Here is a 21,495-nt window from a genome sequence, read left to right on the forward strand (position 1 = left end):
GATTGAGTGTCTTTTTTGATGTTTATGTAAAACTTTACGAAAACATGTCAAAAGTATGTCAACTGTTGCCGATAATAATGGTAGAATAAAGGAAAATTTTAATATTATGGAGGAGAATGCAGAAAAATGAAGAAAAAGATTGCGATGCTTGTTGTTACGATGACGATGTTTCTAGTCATTCCAATTCTGGCATCAGCAGAGAAGAATGTAGTCATTGACCCAGGTCACGGAGGTTGGGATTCAGGAACAGCAGGATATTCTGGGAGTTCAACTGGTTATTATGAAAAGCATGCCAATCTGGCAATCTCTGAAAAATTACGGGATAAGCTAAGAGCAGCAGGATTTAATGTTTATATGACTCACGATAATTTAGATACGTATTTGAGTCTTCAAGAGCGTACAGATATAGCTAATTCATTCGCTAGAGGAAAGAATGATCAAACGGTTTTTGTTTCCGTCCATCATAATGCGGCACCTACAAACCCGTATGTACGTGGATTCGAATCGTATCATTATGATAATAAATATGCCTGGGAAGCTGAATACCCGCCAGATCCCATTCAGGTAGCGTATGGAAGTGAATCGAAGAGATTAGCAGAAACGGTTCATCCGAGTACGGTCAATGCCATTGGATTGACAGACAAGGGAATGAGAAATAATCAGGCGTTTTATGTGATTCGTAATACACAGATGCCATCACTTCTATTGGAGATGGGGTTCATGTCGAACCCGACAGAGGAAGCCCTGATCAAAACATGGTCGTTCCAAAATAATGCAGCAGAGGGTATCAAGGATGGAATTGTTTCCTATTTCAAAGTATTTGAAGTATACAATGCTGAGAACAAACGACTTAAGATTTACGAGTCGAAAGACGAAGCGATTCAATATTCCAAGTCCCAATCGAATACATATGTGTTTGATAAATACCAGCAGAAAAAAGTGTACGAGAATTTAAATGAATACAGTGTCTATCAAAAAGGGAATGAAAAGCTTAAAACCTACCCGATTAAAGAAGACGCTATTCAATATGCAGAAACATTAGAAAATACTAGAGTAGTAGATGAGCACACTGAAAAGATTCTTTGGTCTAATTACTTATCGAAAAAGTACAGCGTTCAAACAGAGGCTGGAAAAAGTTTATGGTCTTATTACGATGTGAAGAGCGCAATCGATTACGCTAAATGGAAGGCAACACCATTAAAAGTGGTTGATATTGATTCTAAAGGAGTCATTTGGTCGAGTATCGATGGGGTTAAGATCAATCGTTTCATCAACGATACAAACTTAATTGGACTGGATCGAATGGAAACGGCGATCAAAGTTTCCAAAGACCTTTATCCTAACGGTTTCTCAAGTTCCAAAGCGAAAAAGGCTGTTGTATTAGCAACCGCATATGATTTCGCAGACGCACTCTCAGTAGGGCCCCTGGCAGCTCAATTAGATAACGCACCTATTCTATTAACGGCTAAGGACGAGCTTTCTTCAGAAGTAGAAAGGGAGCTTACGAGACTGAATGCGAAAGAAGTATACATGATCGGTGGTAAGGGAGCCGTTTCAAATGCGGTTCAAGATCGATTAGCGAATCTTGGTATGACGGTTACCAGAGTGGGCGGCGCTGATCGTTACGAAACGAATCTTCTTATTAATAAGAAGCTGACGAATGTAAAGGGTGCTTTTGTCGCTTCGGGTAAAAATTACGCCGATGCACTGGGCGCTGCACCGATCGCTTCAGCCAATCAATGGGCCATCGTGCTGACGGGCAAGGACAGCATCAATTCTTCCGCACTAACTTACTTGAAAGGAAAGCAAGTGAAGGTACTTGGGGGAGGAAATGCGATTTCTTCAACGGTTGAACAGTCGATTAAACGATATTCAACGAATGTTGAAAGGCTTTCAGGAACAGACCGTTATAAAACACTTGCCAAAGTGCTGACGAAATTTAAATCATTGATGGGTTCAGACAAATTCATCGTTTCAACAGGAACGAATTATCCCGACGCTTTAACAGCTTCTGCGCTGTCTGTGAAAACAAAGGCACCGATCGTATTGGTCGGAGGTTCATTAGATGGGCATTTAGAGGATTTCATCCTTGAGTATCAGCCATCAACCGGTGTTAAAGAAGTGATCAAAGTAGGCGGAAAAGTCGATGACAGCATCATTGAAAAAATGAAGAATGTCTTGTATTAAGGAGGACAACCCATGTTAAACAGTCGTAAAAATTTCTTTCTGGTCTCTCTGCTCATCTTGTCTATGACTGTCGTTACGGCATGCAATGCTTCCTCGCCGAGTGAGAAAACAAATAAGGAAGAACCGGATACATCTAAGGTTGAAAGCGAAACGTCGAATGAAGATACCTCTCTTAATGAAGAATCGGATACCTCCACTGTTCAGGAAGAAGTGGATGGAGAGGATACTCAGGAGCCGGCCGAAGATGCATCTCCTGAAGAAGAAACATCAGATGAAGACAAGGATACAACGGATAAAGAAGAAGTAAACCTGTTACTCCAGCAGCTCAAACCTGAAAAAAACATGGTCAAAACCTTTGAAAATAAGGATTTTAGCTTAACGGAGACGGTAGTGGATCACAATGACACGCATGTTCAACGTGTATTCAAAGTAGGAGAGATGGTCACTCTTCAGGTCCTAAAATGGGATCAGGATGTCATTCAAGTCGTGTATGAAGAAAGTAACCCAAAGAATGTGAAAGAAAGCATCTTGGACAACTTCACCGCGGATAAAGAAGCGAAGCCGCTGGCCGATATAAAGCATAAAGGCAAAGGCGACACCACACGCTGGGAAATCATCAGCGAAGATGAAACGGTCGAAGTTCCTTATGACACATACGAAAATGTCGTCGCTGTCCGAAGCACGGTGAAAAACGGAGATGTGAATACCATCAATACCATGTACTATGCACCGGGAATCGGCATGATTAAAGAGGTATATGAAGAAACCGGGAAAAACGGATATAAAATCGAGTCCGTATTGAAAAAGGTAGAAGCACTATAAACATTCAGAAGGTGCCCTGTAACAAGGGCGCCTTCCTCAATATCCATTCCAAGGAGGAAATACATTGAAGAAGAAGTTACTTTCTATGCTGGTTCTTTCCACAATGGTTACGGGATTCATTTCAGCACCGATTGATACAAGTGCAGCAGGTGAACCTATTTCTGTAAAACTTCAGAATTATATTGGAAGTAAGAGTTCACTACCTTTTTCAACAAGTGGTGACTATCAAGTGAAGGGAACTTCGATTTTCATCCAGCCAGGGGCGGCCTACACAATCAAGGTCGAGTCAGGGAAACTATCTCTTTACAAAGGTACTGCACTAGTGAAAAAGTTCGATGGCAACGTGTCCATCATTCCTACGATTACTGAAGCGATGGATCGTTCGATGACCATTAAAGGCAATTACGATAAGAGATACCTGGGTGAAGTTGAGTTCACAGTTGAATCAGGCAAATATGTAAGACCTGTGAATCATATTAATCTCGAAGACTACTTAAAAGGCGTGGTGCCAGCCGAAATGCCTGCTTCCTGGGGCGATAACGGCGGACTGGATGCCTTAAAGGCTCAAGCTGTCGCAGCCAGAACCTTTGTATTGAAAAAAGGAAACTGGACGATTTATGATGGCCAAAGTGATCAAGTGTATAAAGGGTATGATTGGAATCCCCATACAACAAAGGCAGTTAATGAAACACAAGGTGAAGTTCTGAAAAAAGGCGAAGGCTATGCTGAAGCATTTTATTCTTCATCGAATGGGGGAAGAGTATTCTCTAATCAAAATGTTTGGGGATCACCTTTGGTTCCTTACCTGGAGACAAAGCAGGACATCTATGATGCGAAAATCTCACCACACAGCGATTGGAAGGTCACTCTCTCAAAAGCTCAATTCGACACCAACGAATTAGATCTCAAGAAACCGGAATCCTGGTGGTCGGATGTGAAGGAAAAAGATCAAACAATCATTTCAAACATGAATTCATGGTTGAAAAATAAGAATCATATTGATGACAATAGTGACATTAAAATAGTAGGAATCAAAAATGTCTCATTTGATATTCCTGATTCCTCTTTTACTTCAACAGATGTATTGAAAGGAAAAGTTTCTTTCACTTATTTTGAGAAAAAAGACAGTGGATTTGTGAAAAATGAAGATGGAACAATCAAGTTGCAAACGAAAACCATCGATGACCGATCTTATAATATTCGTTTCATGCTTGGGACATCTATCATGAAAAGCCCATATGTGAAAAGTCTTGATGAGAAGGACGAACTATTTGCGATTAATGGCGGAGGGTTCGGTCACGGAATCGGGATGAGCCAATACGGCGCTTACCAAATGTCCAAAGAAGGAAACAACTTCAGAACGATCCTTGGCTATTACTATCCAACAACAAGTGTGAATAGAGAGCTGGACTTAAACGACTATTCCCATGAACTGGAAGGTGACGACCGCTATGATACAAGCGTGAGTGTATCGGATTATGGTTGGGAGAATAAATCAAAGGCTGTAGTCATAGGCCGTGGCGATTTATCGATTGATGCGTTAACAGGAAGTGTATTGGCGAAGAAACTCGATTCACCATTATTATTAACCACTTCAACATCACTTCCGGATACAGTGCTGGACGAAATTAAGCGACTTCAACCTGAGAAAGTTTACTTATTGGGTGGAACGAATGCCATCAGCACGAACGTAGAGAATCAGCTGAAAGGTTTATCTGATATCACTCGTATAAGCGGGGAAGAGCGTTACGAGACAGCAGTAAAAGTAGCAGATCAAATCAATAACAACAATGAAATCTTTGTGGTGACAAAAGACGAGAAATCCCCGGATGCCTTGTCAATTGCATCGTATGCCAGCATGATGCAGATCCCGATTTTGTACACAACAAAGAATACTCTACATGAAAGCGTTGAAGCTTACATGAAAGAGAATACCATAAACAAAGTAACGATCATCGGTGGTCAGTCTGCTGTTTCTTCTGAAGTAGAACGCCAATTAACTGCCCTGGCACCGAATGTATCACGTGTGTACGGGTTGGACCGTTACCAAACGAGCTTGACGATTGCAGAAAAATATCGAGATCAGTTTGAAGAGAAGACACTATTCTTCGCACGAGGAGACGTCTTCATTGATGCCCTGCCTGCTTCAGCACTTGCATCGGCAATGAAATCCCCATTGATACTGACACGTAAAGATGCTTTGCCTGACAATGTAGGAAAGTGGCTGGACGAGCGTACAGTCTTGGCCGATACGTACTTCCTGGGTGGTAAAGGGGCGATTGCAGATTCTGTTCGCCGCGACATCCAAAAGGCATTTGCAAATTAATTAGAAACAAGAGGCTGCCATTCTTAGGGATGGCAGTTTTTTTATGGGATATACGTGTACATGGGTGAACGTTTGTGAGATTCACTTCAAAGATTGTCTTGTTTCAGCTGGAAATGTGGTCTCAGGCAAACGTGAAGGCAGATTCGGATGATGAATCCATGACTTGAAATGGTCATCTCGAGATAATTGATCTCCTTTTGACCGGAATTGATCCGGATTCCCGATAATTAATCCTGTTTTGATTTTTTTAATCCTGAATATGATTAATTAATCCGAAATTCAATTAATTGATCCCCCTTGTCGAATCTCCTTTATATTTGTACGCAATGTGCCCATCCCGCTCAACCTTCCACACAGACAACCGGTAGCTAAAATAGAGTAACTTTGGCTTATATAGATCAATCTTCCAAAAATATGACTATAAAACATGTTTGTAACACATATTTAACATAACGGAATCATAGAGAATTTGCGTGATTTTGCAGGATTGCCAAGGGAGACAAAGTATGCAGAGGCCGGGGAACAAAGCATTTTCAAATGATGGGTTTTCATGTATAATTTTTTATTGTTATTTAATTATTAAGACTTAACAGGGTGCGTCCCTTTTTACATAGGAAACAAGGAATTCGAAAGAGACGATGGTCCTCATAGGAAAGGAGTTTGTAATGAAAAGACAGTTTGCCGTTCTACTAATTTTGATTACCTTATTTTTAAGCGGCTGCGGTGATCAGCCATTGAAATTCAGAAACCTTCTGGAAGCTGACCAATACATTCGCAATAATATTGAAAATACGGATTGGAATACCTTTAAATATATGCTGAGTCCTGATAACAAAGTGACAGAAACGGACTTCAACTATTTGAAAGAAAAACTTACATCTCAACGGAAAAGTTATTTTCATACCGAAGCCGTCAATAAGTTCTATCGGTTTAATAAAGAAAATGAATTGGTTTATATGACCGAATGGGAGAAGAAGGACGGAATACTTTTACTGAAGGATATAGATTACATTCAATGAGGCGTTTGACGAAAGCCTTCCATAAACTAAAAAGACAATGAGGAGTTTAGTATGAATTTTTCCACACTCATGAACAAGTATGAGCCGAGGCTGAAGCAGATCATCTTGATTTTAGTGGCCGGATATTTGTTCTTCGCGCAGTTCTCTACTCAAGCCAAATACATCAAGCTTCTCCCCGTACCCGTTCCAGCGGTATTGACACTGGGGGTTGGCTCATTATTATTTCTGTATTACTTACTCAATCGAAAACGTTTGACCCAAACCTCAGAGTTTGATAAATACCTCAAACGCTTCCTGATTTTATTCCTTATCTCATTGGCACTTGCTATTCTTTCTGCTTTTTATACTGCTACAGTCTTGAATAGTGTAGAGTATATGAACTACTTGAAGAGCTCGATGATTACACGACTTGCATATTATCTCAGCTTTTTCATGTTTGTGTACTTTGGCTACCGTTTGCTTGTAAATGAGCCAAGGGATAATGAAAGCATCATCAAAGTCTACCCATTGTCGATAACGTTATTAGTGGCTGTAGCCTTTTGGCAGCTTGCCTATTTCGTGTTCAACATTCCATTTCTTAACTTAGATACACGTTCCTTTGTTCATAGTGTCGAAGGAGTGACCCTGTTCGATTTCCGGATCACCTCATTCACTAACGAACCAAGCTACATGGGACCGTTCTTGATTGACCTGATTATATTGGCATTCCTTTTTGTAAAACGTAAATGGGTGTATGCTGTTGTCGTACTAATTCCAACATTATTCATACTGGCCTTTACGTTTTCCGTGAGCGCATACTTTAACCTGGTCTTGGTGATCGGCTTTTTAATGGTCTACTTAATGTTCCACCCTAAATTCCCAAAGAAAATCCTATGGATGATTCCGTTGGTGGGCATCATCGGGATTGCAGGTCTTTATCTCGTAAATCCGGACTTGTTGGCTAAATTCTTCTCTCCGATCTGGGGAAGAAGAGATAATCTTTTTGACCCGACACAATCAAGCCGGATTTATATGTATGTCATGCCATTCCAGTGGCTGTTCGATCATTCCATCGTATCAGGACTATTTGGATACGGACCGGGAGCTTATGAGTTCCTGGCGGGGACCAAAATCGTGCCCCATACTCAGATGAGCCTGGCCATCTCGGCTAATAATATGTTTATTGATGTCCTATTCGAGCAAGGTGTCATCGGACTCCTTCTTTTATTAACAGGATTGATATCCATCGCCGTATTCCTGTTGAAGAACGGCATGAAGAATATGTACTACTTCATTGCATTGGTAGAGTACTTTCACCTGATGGTCACATCCTTATACAGAGCTGATTATGTTACACCAAGATTCTGGGCAGTTCTATTAGTTATCGCCGTGCTAGTGAAAATCGGTGAAATGAAACACAAAGATAGCAAAACGTAACGGAGTGATACAGTTGAGTTCATACAAAATCTTTCTTTCATATCTGATCTTTGTGGTTCTTTTGTTCGGCATCATTGTAGGCGTGAAAACAAAAGAGGTGCAAAAAAGTGAATATAAATCGGTCGGAAACGAATATTCACTCCTGAATTTCGGCTTAGGTGAAAGGTACCAGGAAGTATATAAGGTCCTGGAAGATCCTGATTCCAAGGATGAAGTCCTGGATGATTCAGAACAGAAGCTTCGCGTTCACTTCACTGGCGGAGAAGCAGACTACCTGATCACATCCAATAAAAAATTCAAGATTTCTGACACGATCAATGTAGGAGATAACCTCCAAAAGGTTATAGACAATAACTTAGAGCTGGACATGTTTGAATACAAAGCAGATGAAAATGCTGAACAATCGTACGTGTATATGATCATCAAGAAACAAAGTATTGTATTTGAAGTAGAAGAAGGTAAAATTACCAAAATTCTGCTCGCCCAAGAAGAAATACCGATTGTCGAGCTAATAAGTGCTTTGAACGATGATCTTGCGACGGAAGAGTTTTTGGAAATAACAGACGAAGAGCTGCTCAAAAAGTCCGGAACACTGAGCTTCCGAATCGATTACGAAAAGAACAACAGAAAAGTACTATCGGATGAATTCCTGCAGTACGTGGACGCAGGTCTTCTGCCAGAAACGCCTCTTCCAATCGGGTACTCAGAAAAGAACCTGTTCAATAAGTATGGCGATCCAGTTTACATCTTTGAAGGGAAAGGCGATGTTGAATTCTTCTACTACTACAAAGAGTTCAACTCCTTTGTTGGATTGAACGAAGATAAGCGACTAGTGGAAATCAAGTTTCCGGTAAACATCCCGGCAGCTGAATTCGAAAAGATCCATGGAGATCTTGAGAATGAGCTCGACCTAGAACAAAATGAGCTGGAGTTAACGAAAGAAAATGACATGATTACGGAAGTCATTTTAAAAGAGAAGTGATTTCTTGAGGTGCACCCGGGGGAGTGGGGTGCACCTTTTATTTATCCTTTCCACAGCCTGTTGGGGCGACTGCTCTTCTTAAGGTGAGGTATAGAAAATTCGACATGAAGGATCAATTAATCGAAATTAGGATCAATTAATCATATGCGGGATTGAAAAAGCCAAAACAGGATCAATTATCGTAAATCCGGATCAATTCCATCCAAAATAGGATCAATTATGCTGGGAAGAAAAGATTCCACCCTTAAATACGGTCCGCAGCCTACCGAAATACCACGAAGCAGACAATCTAAAAGAAAAAACGATCCGAACTGAACGAAAATCGAACAAAAGCATCCCAATCTACCCAGAAGCGAAAGGTCCACTTTTTAACAACCAATGAAGTGCATGTTGATGGGGATTGGATTCAACTCTGAAGGCATTTGAACCTTCTTTGATAAAGTAAATTCGACACGTAGGATCAATTAATCGAAATTAGGATTAATTATTCATATTCAGGATTGAAAAAGCCAAAACAGGATTAATTATCGTAAATCCGGTTCAATTCCTTCCAAAAAGGATGTATTATGCTGGGAAGAAGAGATTCCACCCTCTAATCAATCACCAGCCTACCGAAATAGCCCGAACCCGGACCCCAAAAAAGACAAGCTAATAGAAAAACCGATCCAAACCCTATCACAAACTAAAAAACGGCAGGCGCCCACAACCTGGCACCTGCCGAAAAATCAAATCAAACAAACACTATTTCTTCTCATATCTGAAAATTTCTCTGAACGCTTTGCCATAATAGCTGAATGGCTCATCTAAATGACGGTACTTCTTCAAAGTGAAGAGAGTCAATAGCACCACTGCAGTAGGGGTATTGTACATTCTCTTAAACAAAGGACCTTTTCCGATAAAGGACTTTTCATACAAACGGGTTTGCATCTCAGGCTTCTCGTGATTTACGACAACCTTGGGAAAATAGCTAATGGACTTATGATTTCTGGCTAAATCAAATAAGAAGACATTTTCTTCCCCTGAAGGATAGATTGCACCCAAGCCGAATTTCTCGTCGAATTGAATCAGTGAACGCTCGATATTGGCCGTCTGGATAAAGATCTCGATAGAAGACTTCTTCAACAGCTTACCGGTTGTAACCTGTTTCTGCTCTTCTTCGTCATATTCTTTATAGTAAACGCCTTTGATCGGATCATAGATCTGGAAGCAAGCGACATCGGTCTCGAGGTTCTCGTTGAAATAATCAATAACAAGCTGGAACGAGTCGTCATTATACCAGCAGTCATCGTCGGAAAACGTCAGAATGCTTCCCTTGGCATGCTCGATACCAACGTTTCGTGCAAGTGACAACCCTTTGCGATCAATTTCAATATGATTGTATTTAAAGTTAACATCTTTTAAAACGGATGTAATATAATTGTGATTGTCTTGTGATACAATAATGACTTCGAAGTCTTTATATACTTGATTATTAAGACTTTCAAACAATCGTTTCAGTTCCTCTGGTTTCGTTCCAAGAGTTGGTACGATTACACTAATCATTTTCTTCATCCTCACATCTGAAATTACTCGCTATATTATAGCACAATAAACCTGTGAGATTAAGAAATCAACAACATATGGTATAATACTCGTGAAATTTAATGATTTTGGCTCATCGATTGAAACGAACGTTTCGATCTTCATTCAGATTTCTCTTCTAGAGGCGTAAATGAGCCAATCTCTGCAGACACTATTTAAAAAGACTTCGAATCAGAATAAGAACAATTGATTTACACAAAACTAAGAGGTGAGTTCTTTGAGAGTGAAAAAAGCGATTATCCCGGCTGCGGGTTTAGGTACTAGATTCTTACCAGCAACAAAGGCACAGCCGAAAGAAATGTTACCAATTGTAGATAAACCTACAATTCAATATATTATTGAAGAAGCCGTTAATTCAGGGATAGAGGATATACTGATTGTAACAGGCCGTGGAAAACGTGCCATCGAAGACCATTTTGACAAGTCTTTAGAGCTTGAAGAGATGCTCGCAATGAAAGAAAAATACGATGAGCTAGAGCAAATCAAACAAATCTCTCATCTGGCGGACATTCACTACATTCGTCAAAAAGAGCCAAAAGGACTCGGACATGCCATCTGGTGTGCCAGAAAGTTCATTGGTAACGATCCTTTCGCAGTTTTACTTGGAGATGACATCGTAATCTCTGAGAAGCCTTGTCTTAAACAATTAATCGATGAATTCGAAGAAAAAGAATCGAGCATCATCGGCGTACAGGAAGTTCCAGATGAGGACGTATCCAAATATGGCGTCATCGACGTAGAAGACCCTACGAATGAAGGTCCGCTTTTCAAAGTCAAGGGACTTGTGGAAAAGCCGAAATTAGAAGATGCTCCTTCTAACATGGCGATCATGGGACGTTACGTACTAACTCCGGATGTTCTTGATATTCTAGGAAATCTGGAGCCTGGTCAAGGAAATGAAATTCAATTGACAGACGCACTTCAAGAATTAAATACTAAGCAAAATGTTTACGGATATTCTTTTGATGGTAAAAGATATGACATTGGAAATAAATACGGCTTTGTTCAAGCAACGGTAGAGTTTGCTTTAATGAGAGATGACCTTAAAGGTCCATTGAAAAGTTGGTTAAAAGACATCATTTCAGAATGAACAAGGAGAAATTAAGATGAACATTTGTGTAATTGGTACAGGTTATGTAGGACTTGTTTCAGGCGTGTGCTTCAGTGACGCAGGAAATAAAGTGACATGCCTGGATATAGACGCTCAAAAAGTAGAAAACCTGAAAAATGGGATCATTCCTATATACGAGCCGGGATTAACCGAATTAGTAGAAAAGAATATAAGCGAAGGCCGGTTATCCTTCACAACGAATTATGCTGAAGGGATGAAGGATGCAGACCTTGTCATTATAGCGGTGGGCACTCCACCAAAGGAGAATGGTGAAGCGAACCTGCAATATATTGAAGCGGCGGCCCGATCGATTGCAGAGCACCTGCATGACTATAAAGTGATCGTAACGAAGAGTACGGTTCCAGTGGGAACAGGTGCCATGATTAAAAGTGTCATCAAAGAGGTTGTCGGACATGAAGAATTCGATGTCGCATCCAACCCTGAGTTCCTGCGCGAAGGATCAGCGATTTACGATACGGTGAATATGGAAAGAGCGGTCATTGGTGTGGAATCAGAGAAAGCGGAAGCGATTCTGAAGGAATTACATGCTCCATTTACCAAAAACATTGTAGTGACAAACATCGAAACATCTGAAATGATCAAATATGCGTCGAATGCCTTCCTTGCAACGAAAATCAGCTTCATCAATGAAGTGGCAAACGTGTGCGAACTTGTTGGAGCAGATGTGACGAAGGTGGCAGAAGGAATGGGGTATGACCCTCGTATCGGGCCTCAATTCCTGAACGCAGGAATCGGCTACGGAGGTTCTTGTTTCCCTAAAGACACAAGTGCACTTGTAAAGATTGCCGATCAAGTAGGGTATGATTTCAAGATTGTCAAAGACGTTGAAGCGGTGAACGGTCTACAGCGCTTTAAAGTTGTAGATAAGCTGGTAGAAGCTTTTAATGGCGACCTGACAGACAAGAAAATTGCCGTCCTTGGTCTTGCATTTAAGCCGAATACAGATGACATGAGGGACGCGCCTTCTGTTGATGTCATTCCGAAGCTGCAAGAGCTTGGAGCGGATATCATCGCTTATGATCGCATTGCAGAGAAAAATGCGAAGGCGCTTATTCCGAATCTGCGCACTGGTCAAGATTTATATGAAGTCATTCAAAACGCTGACGCCATCCTCATCTTAACGGAGTGGGATGAAGTGAGAGAGCTTGATTTAGAGAAAGTGTCTACGATTGTAGACAGTAAGATCATTGTGGATGGACGTAATATCTTTGATCCGGCTCACATGGAAGAGAACGGATTCTACTATGCGTCAATCGGAAGAAAAACGGTCAAAGCATAACATGATAGGTGGATCCTTCATCAGGGTCCACCTTCAATTGGTAATAAGGATAGATGAGAGGAAGTCATGATATGATACTAGAAATAATCTTTTGGCTGCTGATTATCCTTTCGGTTTATATCTATGCCGGTTATCCGATCCTTCTGAAGCTCATATCAGGAGTTGTCAAAAAGGATCAAATCACCGATACAGGCTATGAACCAAAGGTAACGCTCTTTATCGCAGCGTACAACGAAGAGAAAGTCATCGCTGAAAAAGTACAAAACTCTGTGGATCTTGATTATCCACAGGACAAGCTTGAGATCATTGTTGTGTCAGATGATTCTTCCGACAGAACGAATGACATCGTCAATGAGTTTGTGGCAAAATATCCGAACGTGAAGTTGAATGTTGTAAAAGGAAGAAAAGGGAAGACTGCAGCCCTGAACAAGTCCGTCCCTCTGGCAACTGGAGAGGTACTTGTATTCTCCGATGCGAATTCGCTTTACAATAAGGATGCCGTTCATCATTTAGTGAAGCACTTTAAAGATGAAGAAATCGGTGGAGTTTGTGGAGAGCTTCGTTTAACGAATCCAACAAACTCATCCATCGGGGAGTCAGAGGGTGCTTATTGGAAGTATGAAAAGCTCCTGAAAATGCTTGAGACGGCAACCGGTACGACGATCGTAGCAAATGGTTCAATCTATGCCCTGCGTAAAGAATTATTCAAAGAGATGAATCCGAACGTTGGGGATGATATGCAGAACCCGCTGATCATCATCAACCAACAAAAGCGATTCGTCTATGAACCGAATGCGATTACGATGGAAGAGACATCACCAAAATCATCAGAAGAATTTGGCCGGAAAGTCCGTATCGTAACGCGGAGCTTCACAGGAATCATGAGCTACAAGCATGTGTTGAATCCGTTCAGGAATTTCGATTTCTTCTATAAATATATGTCTCATAAATTTTTAAGATGGCTTGTTCCTTACTATATGATTGCTGTTTTCATCATTAACCTCTTCCTGCTGGATCAGCCATTATATCAAGTCATGTTCGGCTTACAATTGGCATTCTATATTCTCGCACTATTAGGCAAAGTGACGAGCAACAAAATAACGTACATCCCTTACTACTTCTGCCTCGTAAACTATGCAGCCTTCCTCGGTACACTGAGAGCGATCTCAGGTAAGAGACAGGCTACATGGACACCAACTAGTAGATAATGGAAACAAAACCCGGTTTGAGCCTGCTCAAACCGGGTTTTTTCGCGACTTTATTTATCGTGTCCATCTCTAATAAAGTCGATTCCTATAATAAACTGTCAAAACCTGACTTTATAAGTAGAGGGAAAAGTGTTAAAATTTTATTACAATTATGTAAACGAGGTATTAAGATTATGAATCTAGTAAACAAGCTAAAAGAGGCGTTGCTATCCATATGGCAAGACAAGCTCCTGCTCATCTCTGCCATTGGTCTTTCCATTAAAGTCGTCTTATTCTATCTATTTTTAGGAAAAGGCCTTTTCGAAGTGAAAAGCTTATTCGTGACACTTCCAGGCAGTATTTTAATGTTATTTTCATTTGTGTTTCTGTTTAAGACGTGGTCCAGGAAGACGGCCATCATCGGTCTTAATATTATAGCGACCTTCCTGTTGCTGTCCCAGCTATGGTATATCCGCTATTTTGGAACACCATTATCGTTCTTTGCCTTGCTGCAGACGTCTAACCTTTCAGGATTAGGACCGAGCATCATGGAATTGATCAACGGCCTGGATGTCCTGTTTGTAGTGGATATCATCCTATTGCTCATTCTGACTAAAAAGAAATCATTTTCGATTCCTAAGGTGCAATGGAAAACCTTTATCATACTCTTCCTTGCAGGTTTCAGCATCCTTGCCGTGAAACCATTGAAGAATCATTATGTCGATGGCACTCCATATGCTCAAATCTTTAAGATTTACGATCGCTATGATTACATATTGAAGTTCAATCCGCTTCAATACAGTGTTCTGGATATGTACCTGTTTTATCAAAACAATCGTTACATTGACTTGAACGAGGAAGAAGAAGCTCTTGTGAAAGATTGGTTTGACAATAAAGATGAATACAGAGAAAAGAGACTCTATTTAAATGATAAGTACGAAGGAGTCGGGGAAGGGAAAAACCTCATCATTCTTCAATTCGAATCCCTTGAAAATTGGGTGCTGAATAAAAAGGTGAATGGGAAAGAGGTCACACCCAACTTGAACAGACTGTTGAAGAACAGTATATATGCTTCCAACTTTTATCCGCAAACAAAAGGCGGGCGTAGCTCTGATGCGGAGTTTGTTGTGAATACATCCCTGCTGCCGGTAATGGAGGGGAGTACATTCTTCCGATATCCGACGAATGATTATACAACGCTACCCGGACTATTGAAGGAAAAGGGTTATTCCACCTATGCTTTTCATGGTGACGAGGGAACGTATTGGAACAGAAGGGAAGCTTACCCGCATATCGATATCGACGAATATCATGCCATTGAGGAATTCCATGAAGGCGAAGAAATCGGAATGGGCTTGAGTGATGAAGAATTTTTCCATCAATCGGTTGAATTCTTGAGTAAGAAGGAGCAGCCTTTTTATGGCTATCTGATCACGTTAACAAGTCATACGCCGTTCGTGATTCCAGAGCAATTCAGAGGCCTGGAGTTTGAAGCGCAGTACAGTGACACATCGGCTGCTCACTATCTTCAGTCCATTCACTATACGGATATGGCGGTCGGCAAGCTGATGGAAGATCTTGAAGCGAATAATATGCTCGATGACACCATGATTGCGATCTTTGGTGATCACGCAGCCTTCGAAAACAGCTACAAGGATCAAATGATGAAAGAAAATCCTAAGGTTGAGGGGATTGATGAAGAAGGCAGAGTGCCGTTCATCCTCTACAATCCGGGGATGGAACCATTGGAATTAGACAAAGCATATGGACAAGTCGATATTTACCCTACTTTAGCCTATGTAATGGGCATTGAGGAAAAGAAATATGAAGACATCGTAATGGGAAGAAATATGCTTACATCGGACAACAGCTTTGCCGTCATTCCACTCGAGAATATCATTCGTTCAGATCGTGAACTGACAGAGGAACAGAAGGAATACGAATTGAGAGCCCAGCAAGTATCAGATCTTATTATCAGAAGTAATTATTTCGAAGAAAAAGAATAACCACTTAAACACTCCTGTCTATATGATAGGAGTGTTTTTCTGCTCTGCGATATTCTTCAATTCGTTTGCTCTCATCTCGATGAATGTGTACATGTACCTTTTTAAAAAGAGGATGTCTGCAAGATTCCCTAATAAGCCAAAAGGAGCCTTATATGTAAAAGTGTCTTTCATTAGTGTGCCATTTTCATGTTCGTGAAATTCATGGACATGGGTAAAGGATTTAAAAGCCCCCTTCATCATCACATCTGTGAATGAATGAGGAGTATCCATTTCGACAATTTGAGCCGTAAGTCGCTGTTTAACGCCAAAATGAACAGCTTCCCATGTGACAGCATCTCCAACCTCTAACAATCCGCTTGTGACGCCTCCAACGGCCCTCTCCTTGGTTCTGGAGGTAGTTTGAGTATGAATCTCCACATTACGGGCTAAATCAAAACAAAGGGACACAGGAGCATTTATATGCGTGATATGACGAATCGTGGGCAAAATAGTGTCATCTCCTTCACTTATACGTTAATTTCGGATGGTTTGTTGTTTGAGATAGGGGGGACGGACCTGGATATATTGAACGTTTGTATCAAGAAAATTCGACACGGAGGATCAATTAATTGAAATTAGGATCAATTAATCAGATTTAGGATTAAAAAAGCTGAGTGAGGATTAATTATCGTAAATCAGGATCAATTATATCCTAAACCGGATCAATTTACCCGCGAAGACCACATCACCTCACAGATTCTTCACCAGGATCGCCATTTAGGCTAATCTTAGACCACATTCCCAGTTTAAAAATCTAAAGAAAATCTCCTTATTAGCAGCATATTTGGAAGTGAAAACAGTCTATTTCTAATCCCATCAGGTAAAAGCACAAACAATAAAAGAAAACCTTGGATAATCATCCAAGGTTTTCTACTAATCTAGTATTTTCCACGCATAAACGGAAGCGTGTGCTTATCTCTCGCGTAATTTCTTCATCGTATTGATCAATGGCTTGTGCTGACCGATCAATCCAACCACCTCAGCCGTTAACTGAATGATAATCACCAGTACAGCGGAGAAGAGAATGGCTCCCCAAAGAGTTGATCGGGTGAATAGGATCGCACATAGTCCGAAGAAGGCTCCGATCGCATAAATGATCAGGACCGTTTCTTTATGGGAGAAGCCCATTGCCAGTAATCGATGATGCAGATGAGATTTATCAGGTGCTGAAATCTTTTGCTTATTCAGGATACGTCTGATGATTGCAAAGAACGTATCAAAAATTGGTATAGCCAGGATGATAATTGGAACAACTAAACTGAAGATGGTCACACTCTTGAACAATCCAAGTAGCGAGATGATGGATATACAGTATCCAAGGAATAATGCTCCTGTATCACCCATAAAGATCTTCGCAGGATTGAAGTTAAAGAACAGGAATCCGATGGTCCCACCGATTAAGATAACGGTAAGGGCAACGACCATATACTGACCATTCATGGCTGCAAGAGCCATAATGGAAGTCATGGCAATAACGGATACTCCTCCTGCCAGTCCATCCAGTCCATCGATCAGGTTAATGGCATTCGTGATTCCAACGATCCACAGAATACCGAACACATAACTGAAGTTTCCTAAATATATACGCTCTGCCACAAACGGCAAAGTAATGAAGTCAATTTTAAAGTCGGCAAACACGACGATACAAGCTGCCAGGATTTGTCCAACAAGCTTAGCTTTTGGTGACAGGGTAAAGCGATCATCAAGGATTCCTACGATCAGGATGATTCCTCCCCCAAGAATGACCGGCCAAAGTGGAGCAATCAGATCATTCAAATACAATAAGCCAGCTGATGCACCAATGACGATCGACAAGCCGCCCACACGAGGCATGAGACCTTTATGAACCTTACGATGGTCTGGTTTATCCACAAAGTCAAATCGCTTGGCGAATTTAATGACGAATGGAGTCACTGCTACAGAAACAACTAAAGAAATAGCAAAAGCAATTACAAAATCAATTAGAGAGTACATTCGTTCACCTCTTTTTCTTCTATGGGCACTCCAATTGTAAGAATACCACATATTTAATGATGTGCAACATTTTTTTAAGGGAACAATTACTAAAATACGTAGTGGGTATTATGTCAAAAAAAGCAGAGGCTTTCTTCATTAGACGTCGAATTTTAGTGAAAAGTTTCAAAAAGTAACAAGTTAATGTATAACTACCCATTAACCAGATGAATCTAAACGTTAGGTTGTCCAATTAATTTCACCATTGTAGGCGAAAAAAGTGTATTTCTCTATCCGTCTAAAGAGTCATTTTTCCGCGTTACTTCTATACAATTAGTATGAGTTTCTTGATGGCTTTGTAAGAAAAAAGATATTTCCAATGTAACGTTTTTTACAAGTTGGTTTCAACAGATGTTTCGAGGTATTCCACATCCCCTTCTTGTATGTCAGCCTGTCCATTTGTCAGCTCTGTCATCCATTCAAAGAACAAAGACTTCTTGGCTTCCTCTACATAGACCTCTACCTCTACAGCTTCTAAATAGTGAATGTCCTTCAGTTTATAATGAGAGGACCGCACTTCATTTTCCACTTTTCCTAACCAAGTATAATCAATCTTCGCCTTCATGATCCGCATCAGGCTTCTTTCCACAATACCGGTAGCGTTCAAGCCTTCTGAGGTCGCACGGCCATATGCGCGGATAAGTCCGCCTGCACCGAGCTTAATCCCGCCGAAATAACGGGTAACAACGACAACTGTATCTTTAAGGTTACGTTTTTTTAATACTTCCAGCATGGGTACACCTGCAGTCCCACTCGGCTCACCATCGTCATTCGCTTTCTGGATGAGATTGTTTTCACCGATCATATAGGCTGAACAGTTATGATTCGCATCTCCATGCTTTTTCTTAATGTGAGTGATAAATTCCTGAGCTTCTTCTTCAGTTTCCACCCGATCCACATACGTGATGAATCGAGAACGCTCTATCGTGATTTCATGTTCTCCGTAACCCTTGACGGTATTATAGTGATGTAGCAAAACGTTATCTCCTTTCAGATACCTTATGTATGAATGATGGCGAAATCCGCGTTTAATCTCCATTTGTATTCAATATCTACTATATATAAAAGTAGAACGGATTGCACATATATAAATAACCACCTCCCAATATAAACGGAAAAAACTGGTTTTACATGAAATAATGGTAATACAATGTAATCAAACTTTAATCTCCGACAATATGTGACATGGTATAATGGACGCTGAAAGTAATACTTCTGTTGTTCCAAAGCCTCGGACAGGAAGCCGAATGGTCTAGAAAATTACCATTCATTTTCTTCTTTTCTGAAATCAAGATTCCTTGGTAGAGGTATTACATAGGAATATGCCTAGATGAATAAAGGAGTTTTATGATTTTACATGGAATTGATAAAAGGGATTATTAAATAGATGCATTTTAGGTCTAAGGACATATCCATAAGACTGAAAATCATAAGATATAATCCGATTATTACTATGTAAGAATAACTTCATGAACCTTAATTCTGGGTTGACTACTATTGTGGAACAAAAGAGAGGTGTACCGTGTCACTTAAAAAAATAGACACCAAGATGTTAGATAGCATCCTGAAAAAGATGGTCGATACGGTTGACGAAAGTAAGGATGAAATCTTCCAGATTGGCGAGCAATGTCGAACTGATTATGAAGATTTGATGAAAGAACTGCTGGAAGTGAAAGAAATGGTCTTGAAAGTGATTGATGAAGGAGATCACCTCCAACAGAAATCGAAGTTTGCACGTCTCAGACTTTCTGAAGTAAGCAAGCACTTTCAAACCTATTCAGAAGATCAGGTTAGAGAAGCGTATGAAAAAGCTCATGACCTGCAAATGAAGCTATCCATGAATAGACAGCAAGAAAAGCAGCTGAGAGACCGTCGGGATGAATTGGAAAGACGGTTACACGCACTCGGGGACACGATTGAACGGGCAGAAAATCTTTGCTCGCAAATATCCGTCGTTCTTAATTATTTAAATAGTGACTTAAGGCAAGTGAATGAGGCGCTGGAGGATGCGAAGCAGCGTCAGGATTTCGGCCTTCAAATCATCGAGGCACAAGAGGACGAGCGGAAACGCTTATCCCGTGAGATTCATGATGGTCCTGCACAAATGATGGCCAACGTCTTGATTCGTTCAGATTTAATCGAGCGGGTTTTTCGGGAAAAAAGCACAGATGATGCTGTTAAGGAAATTCGTGATCTCAAACGGATGGTCCGTTCAGCATTATATGAGGTACGTCGCATCATTTATGATTTAAGACCAATGGCGCTCGATGACCTGGGATTAATCCCGACCCTCAAAAAATACTTGAGTACAATCGAAGAGTATAACCAGGAGACCTCCATTCAGTTTGTGAATATGGGGCTCGATATCAGACTTCCTTCAAAATTCGAAGTCGCTCTTTTCCGATTAGTACAAGAGAGTGTTCAGAACGCACTTAAGCACGCTGAAGCGACACATATTCAAGTTAAGGTAGAAGTAAAGAAAGACCAAATAACAGTTGTTGTCAAAGACAACGGCAAAGGATTCGATAAAGAGAAACAAAAAACGGGATCCTTTGGCATCATGGGGATGAAAGAACGTGTCGACCTTCTTGAAGGAGACATCACGATTGACTCAAAAGTAGGGACAGGAACGGTCATACTGATCCAGGTCCCGCTTAATAAGTAAATTTTTCCAAGGTTTAGGGAGGCGAAAGACATGGCAACAAATATTGTTATCATTGATGATCATCAGCTTTTCAGAGAGGGAGTTAAACGAATCCTTGAATTCGAACCTTCTTTCAACGTAGTAGCAGAAGGCGATGACGGTTCAGAAGCCATGAACCTAGTTGAAACACACGAACCAGATGTTGTCTTGATGGACATCAATATGCCTGAAACAAACGGCGTAGAAGCAACACGTGAACTGATGGACAGATACCCGGATACGAAGGTAATCATCCTATCCATCCACGATGATGAAAACTATGTAAACCATGCGTTGAAAACAGGAGCTCTAGGTTATTTATTAAAAGAGATGGATTCAGAGGCACTGGTTGACGCTGTTAAGATTGTCGCTGATGGCGGTTCATATGTACATCCTAAAGTGACGCATAATCTGGTTGCTGAATACAAGCGCCTGGCAAACGCCCAAAACTCAGGTGGATTCCAACAATCCGAAGTTCGCCGCCCGCTTCACCTATTAACGCGCCGCGAGTGTGAAGTACTGCAGATGCTTGCAGATGGTAAGAGTAACCGTGGTATTGGTGAAGGATTATATATCAGTGAAAAAACTGTCAAAAATCATGTAAGTAATATACTTCAAAAAATGAACGTGAACGACCGTACCCAGGCAGTAGTGACTGCGATCAAGAACGGTTGGGTTGAAGTACGATAACGTTTAGAGAGATATGCGTATTGTTAATTTGTTGTTGAGAGAGCGGCCCTTCTTGGTGGAGGGCCGCTTTTTGATTGGAATTTTGGATAGGTTTGGGCCATTGGATTGTCTGTTTTAGCTGGAATGGGATCTT

16 protein-coding genes are annotated in these 21,495 nt (G+C 40.8%); 12 read left to right on the forward strand and 4 right to left on the reverse strand.

All coding sequences use genetic code 11. The annotated features are described in order from the left end of the window. The first annotated feature begins 126 nt into the window (after positions 1–126). The 6 genes from FZC88_RS21665 (at position 127) to FZC88_RS21690 (ending at position 8,752) form a co-directional block, all read left to right on the forward strand. Complete coding sequence (locus FZC88_RS21665; RefSeq protein ID WP_148996411.1) at positions 127–2,187, forward strand: cell wall-binding repeat-containing protein; 2,061 nt, start codon at positions 127–129, stop codon at positions 2,185–2,187. Positions 2,188–2,199: 12 nt separating this feature from the next. Then, a complete protein-coding gene (locus FZC88_RS21670; RefSeq protein ID WP_148996412.1) occupies positions 2,200–3,009 on the forward strand; it encodes a hypothetical protein in 810 nt (269 codons plus the stop codon). Between the two features lie 64 nt (positions 3,010–3,073). After that, positions 3,074–5,335, forward strand: a complete 2,262-nt coding sequence (locus FZC88_RS21675) for a SpoIID/LytB domain-containing protein (protein WP_148996413.1) — start codon at positions 3,074–3,076, stop codon at positions 5,333–5,335. Between the two features lie 665 nt (positions 5,336–6,000). Beyond that, complete coding sequence (locus FZC88_RS21680) at positions 6,001–6,354, forward strand: hypothetical protein (protein ID WP_148996414.1); 354 nt, start codon at positions 6,001–6,003, stop codon at positions 6,352–6,354. Between the two features lie 51 nt (positions 6,355–6,405). Next, the gene (locus FZC88_RS21685) at positions 6,406–7,770 is read left to right on the forward strand and encodes an O-antigen ligase family protein (protein WP_148996415.1); all 1,365 of its coding nucleotides are present in this window, start codon (positions 6,406–6,408) and stop codon (positions 7,768–7,770) included. A 13-nt stretch (positions 7,771–7,783) separates the two neighbouring features. Then, positions 7,784–8,752 (forward strand): hypothetical protein, encoded by a 969-nt coding sequence (locus FZC88_RS21690; protein WP_148996416.1) that lies wholly within the window; start codon positions 7,784–7,786, stop codon positions 8,750–8,752. 741 nt (positions 8,753–9,493) lie between these two features. Here the strand turns inward: FZC88_RS21690 and FZC88_RS21695 are convergent. Next, positions 9,494–10,294, reverse strand: coding sequence for a glycosyltransferase family 2 protein (locus FZC88_RS21695; RefSeq protein ID WP_148996417.1), 801 nt, complete (start codon positions 10,292–10,294; stop codon positions 9,494–9,496). Between the two features lie 256 nt (positions 10,295–10,550). Here FZC88_RS21695 and galU point away from each other — a divergent pair, with 256 nt between their 5' ends. From galU to FZC88_RS21715, 4 genes are all read left to right on the forward strand, one after another. After that, positions 10,551–11,423: a UTP--glucose-1-phosphate uridylyltransferase GalU gene (galU, locus tag FZC88_RS21700; protein WP_148996418.1), complete on the forward strand. Its 873-nt coding sequence runs from the start codon at positions 10,551–10,553 to the stop codon at positions 11,421–11,423. A gap of 16 nt (positions 11,424–11,439) precedes the next feature. Beyond that, positions 11,440–12,744, forward strand: coding sequence for a UDP-glucose dehydrogenase family protein (locus tag FZC88_RS21705; protein WP_187443720.1), 1,305 nt, complete (start codon positions 11,440–11,442; stop codon positions 12,742–12,744). Positions 12,745–12,815: 71 nt separating this feature from the next. Further along, the gene (locus tag FZC88_RS21710; protein WP_187443721.1) at positions 12,816–13,952 is read left to right on the forward strand and encodes a glycosyltransferase family 2 protein; all 1,137 of its coding nucleotides are present in this window, start codon (positions 12,816–12,818) and stop codon (positions 13,950–13,952) included. Positions 13,953–14,125: 173 nt separating this feature from the next. After that, on the forward strand, positions 14,126–15,937 hold the full coding sequence (locus FZC88_RS21715) for an LTA synthase family protein (RefSeq protein WP_187443722.1): 1,812 nt from the start codon (positions 14,126–14,128) through the stop codon (positions 15,935–15,937). 18 nt (positions 15,938–15,955) lie between these two features. Here FZC88_RS21715 and FZC88_RS21720 read toward each other — a convergent pair whose 3' ends face one another. The 3 genes from FZC88_RS21720 to FZC88_RS21730 all read right to left on the reverse strand — a co-directional run bounded on the left by FZC88_RS21720 (position 15,956) and on the right by FZC88_RS21730 (position 18,965). Beyond that, the gene (locus FZC88_RS21720; protein ID WP_148996422.1) at positions 15,956–16,423 is read right to left on the reverse strand and encodes an SRPBCC family protein; all 468 of its coding nucleotides are present in this window, start codon (positions 16,421–16,423) and stop codon (positions 15,956–15,958) included. Positions 16,424–16,888: 465 nt separating this feature from the next. Continuing rightward, complete coding sequence (locus FZC88_RS21725) at positions 16,889–17,950, reverse strand: glycosyltransferase family 4 protein (protein ID WP_148996423.1); 1,062 nt, start codon at positions 17,948–17,950, stop codon at positions 16,889–16,891. 370 nt (positions 17,951–18,320) lie between these two features. Beyond that, positions 18,321–18,965: a YigZ family protein gene (locus FZC88_RS21730; RefSeq protein ID WP_148996424.1), complete on the reverse strand. Its 645-nt coding sequence runs from the start codon at positions 18,963–18,965 to the stop codon at positions 18,321–18,323. A gap of 546 nt (positions 18,966–19,511) precedes the next feature. Here FZC88_RS21730 and FZC88_RS21735 point away from each other — a divergent pair. Continuing rightward, positions 19,512–20,654, forward strand: coding sequence for a sensor histidine kinase (locus FZC88_RS21735; protein ID WP_148996425.1), 1,143 nt, complete (start codon positions 19,512–19,514; stop codon positions 20,652–20,654). 30 nt (positions 20,655–20,684) lie between these two features. Further along, positions 20,685–21,362 carry a response regulator gene (locus FZC88_RS21740; RefSeq protein ID WP_044338399.1) on the forward strand — a complete coding sequence of 226 codons (678 nt, stop codon included), beginning with the start codon at positions 20,685–20,687 and terminating at the stop codon, positions 21,360–21,362. Positions 21,363–21,495 lie beyond the last annotated feature (133 nt).

Origin of the sequence: Rossellomorea aquimaris (assembly GCF_008180865.1) — a bacterium.
GTDB classification, from domain to species: Bacteria; Bacillota; Bacilli; order Bacillales; family Bacillaceae_B; genus Rossellomorea; species Rossellomorea yichunensis.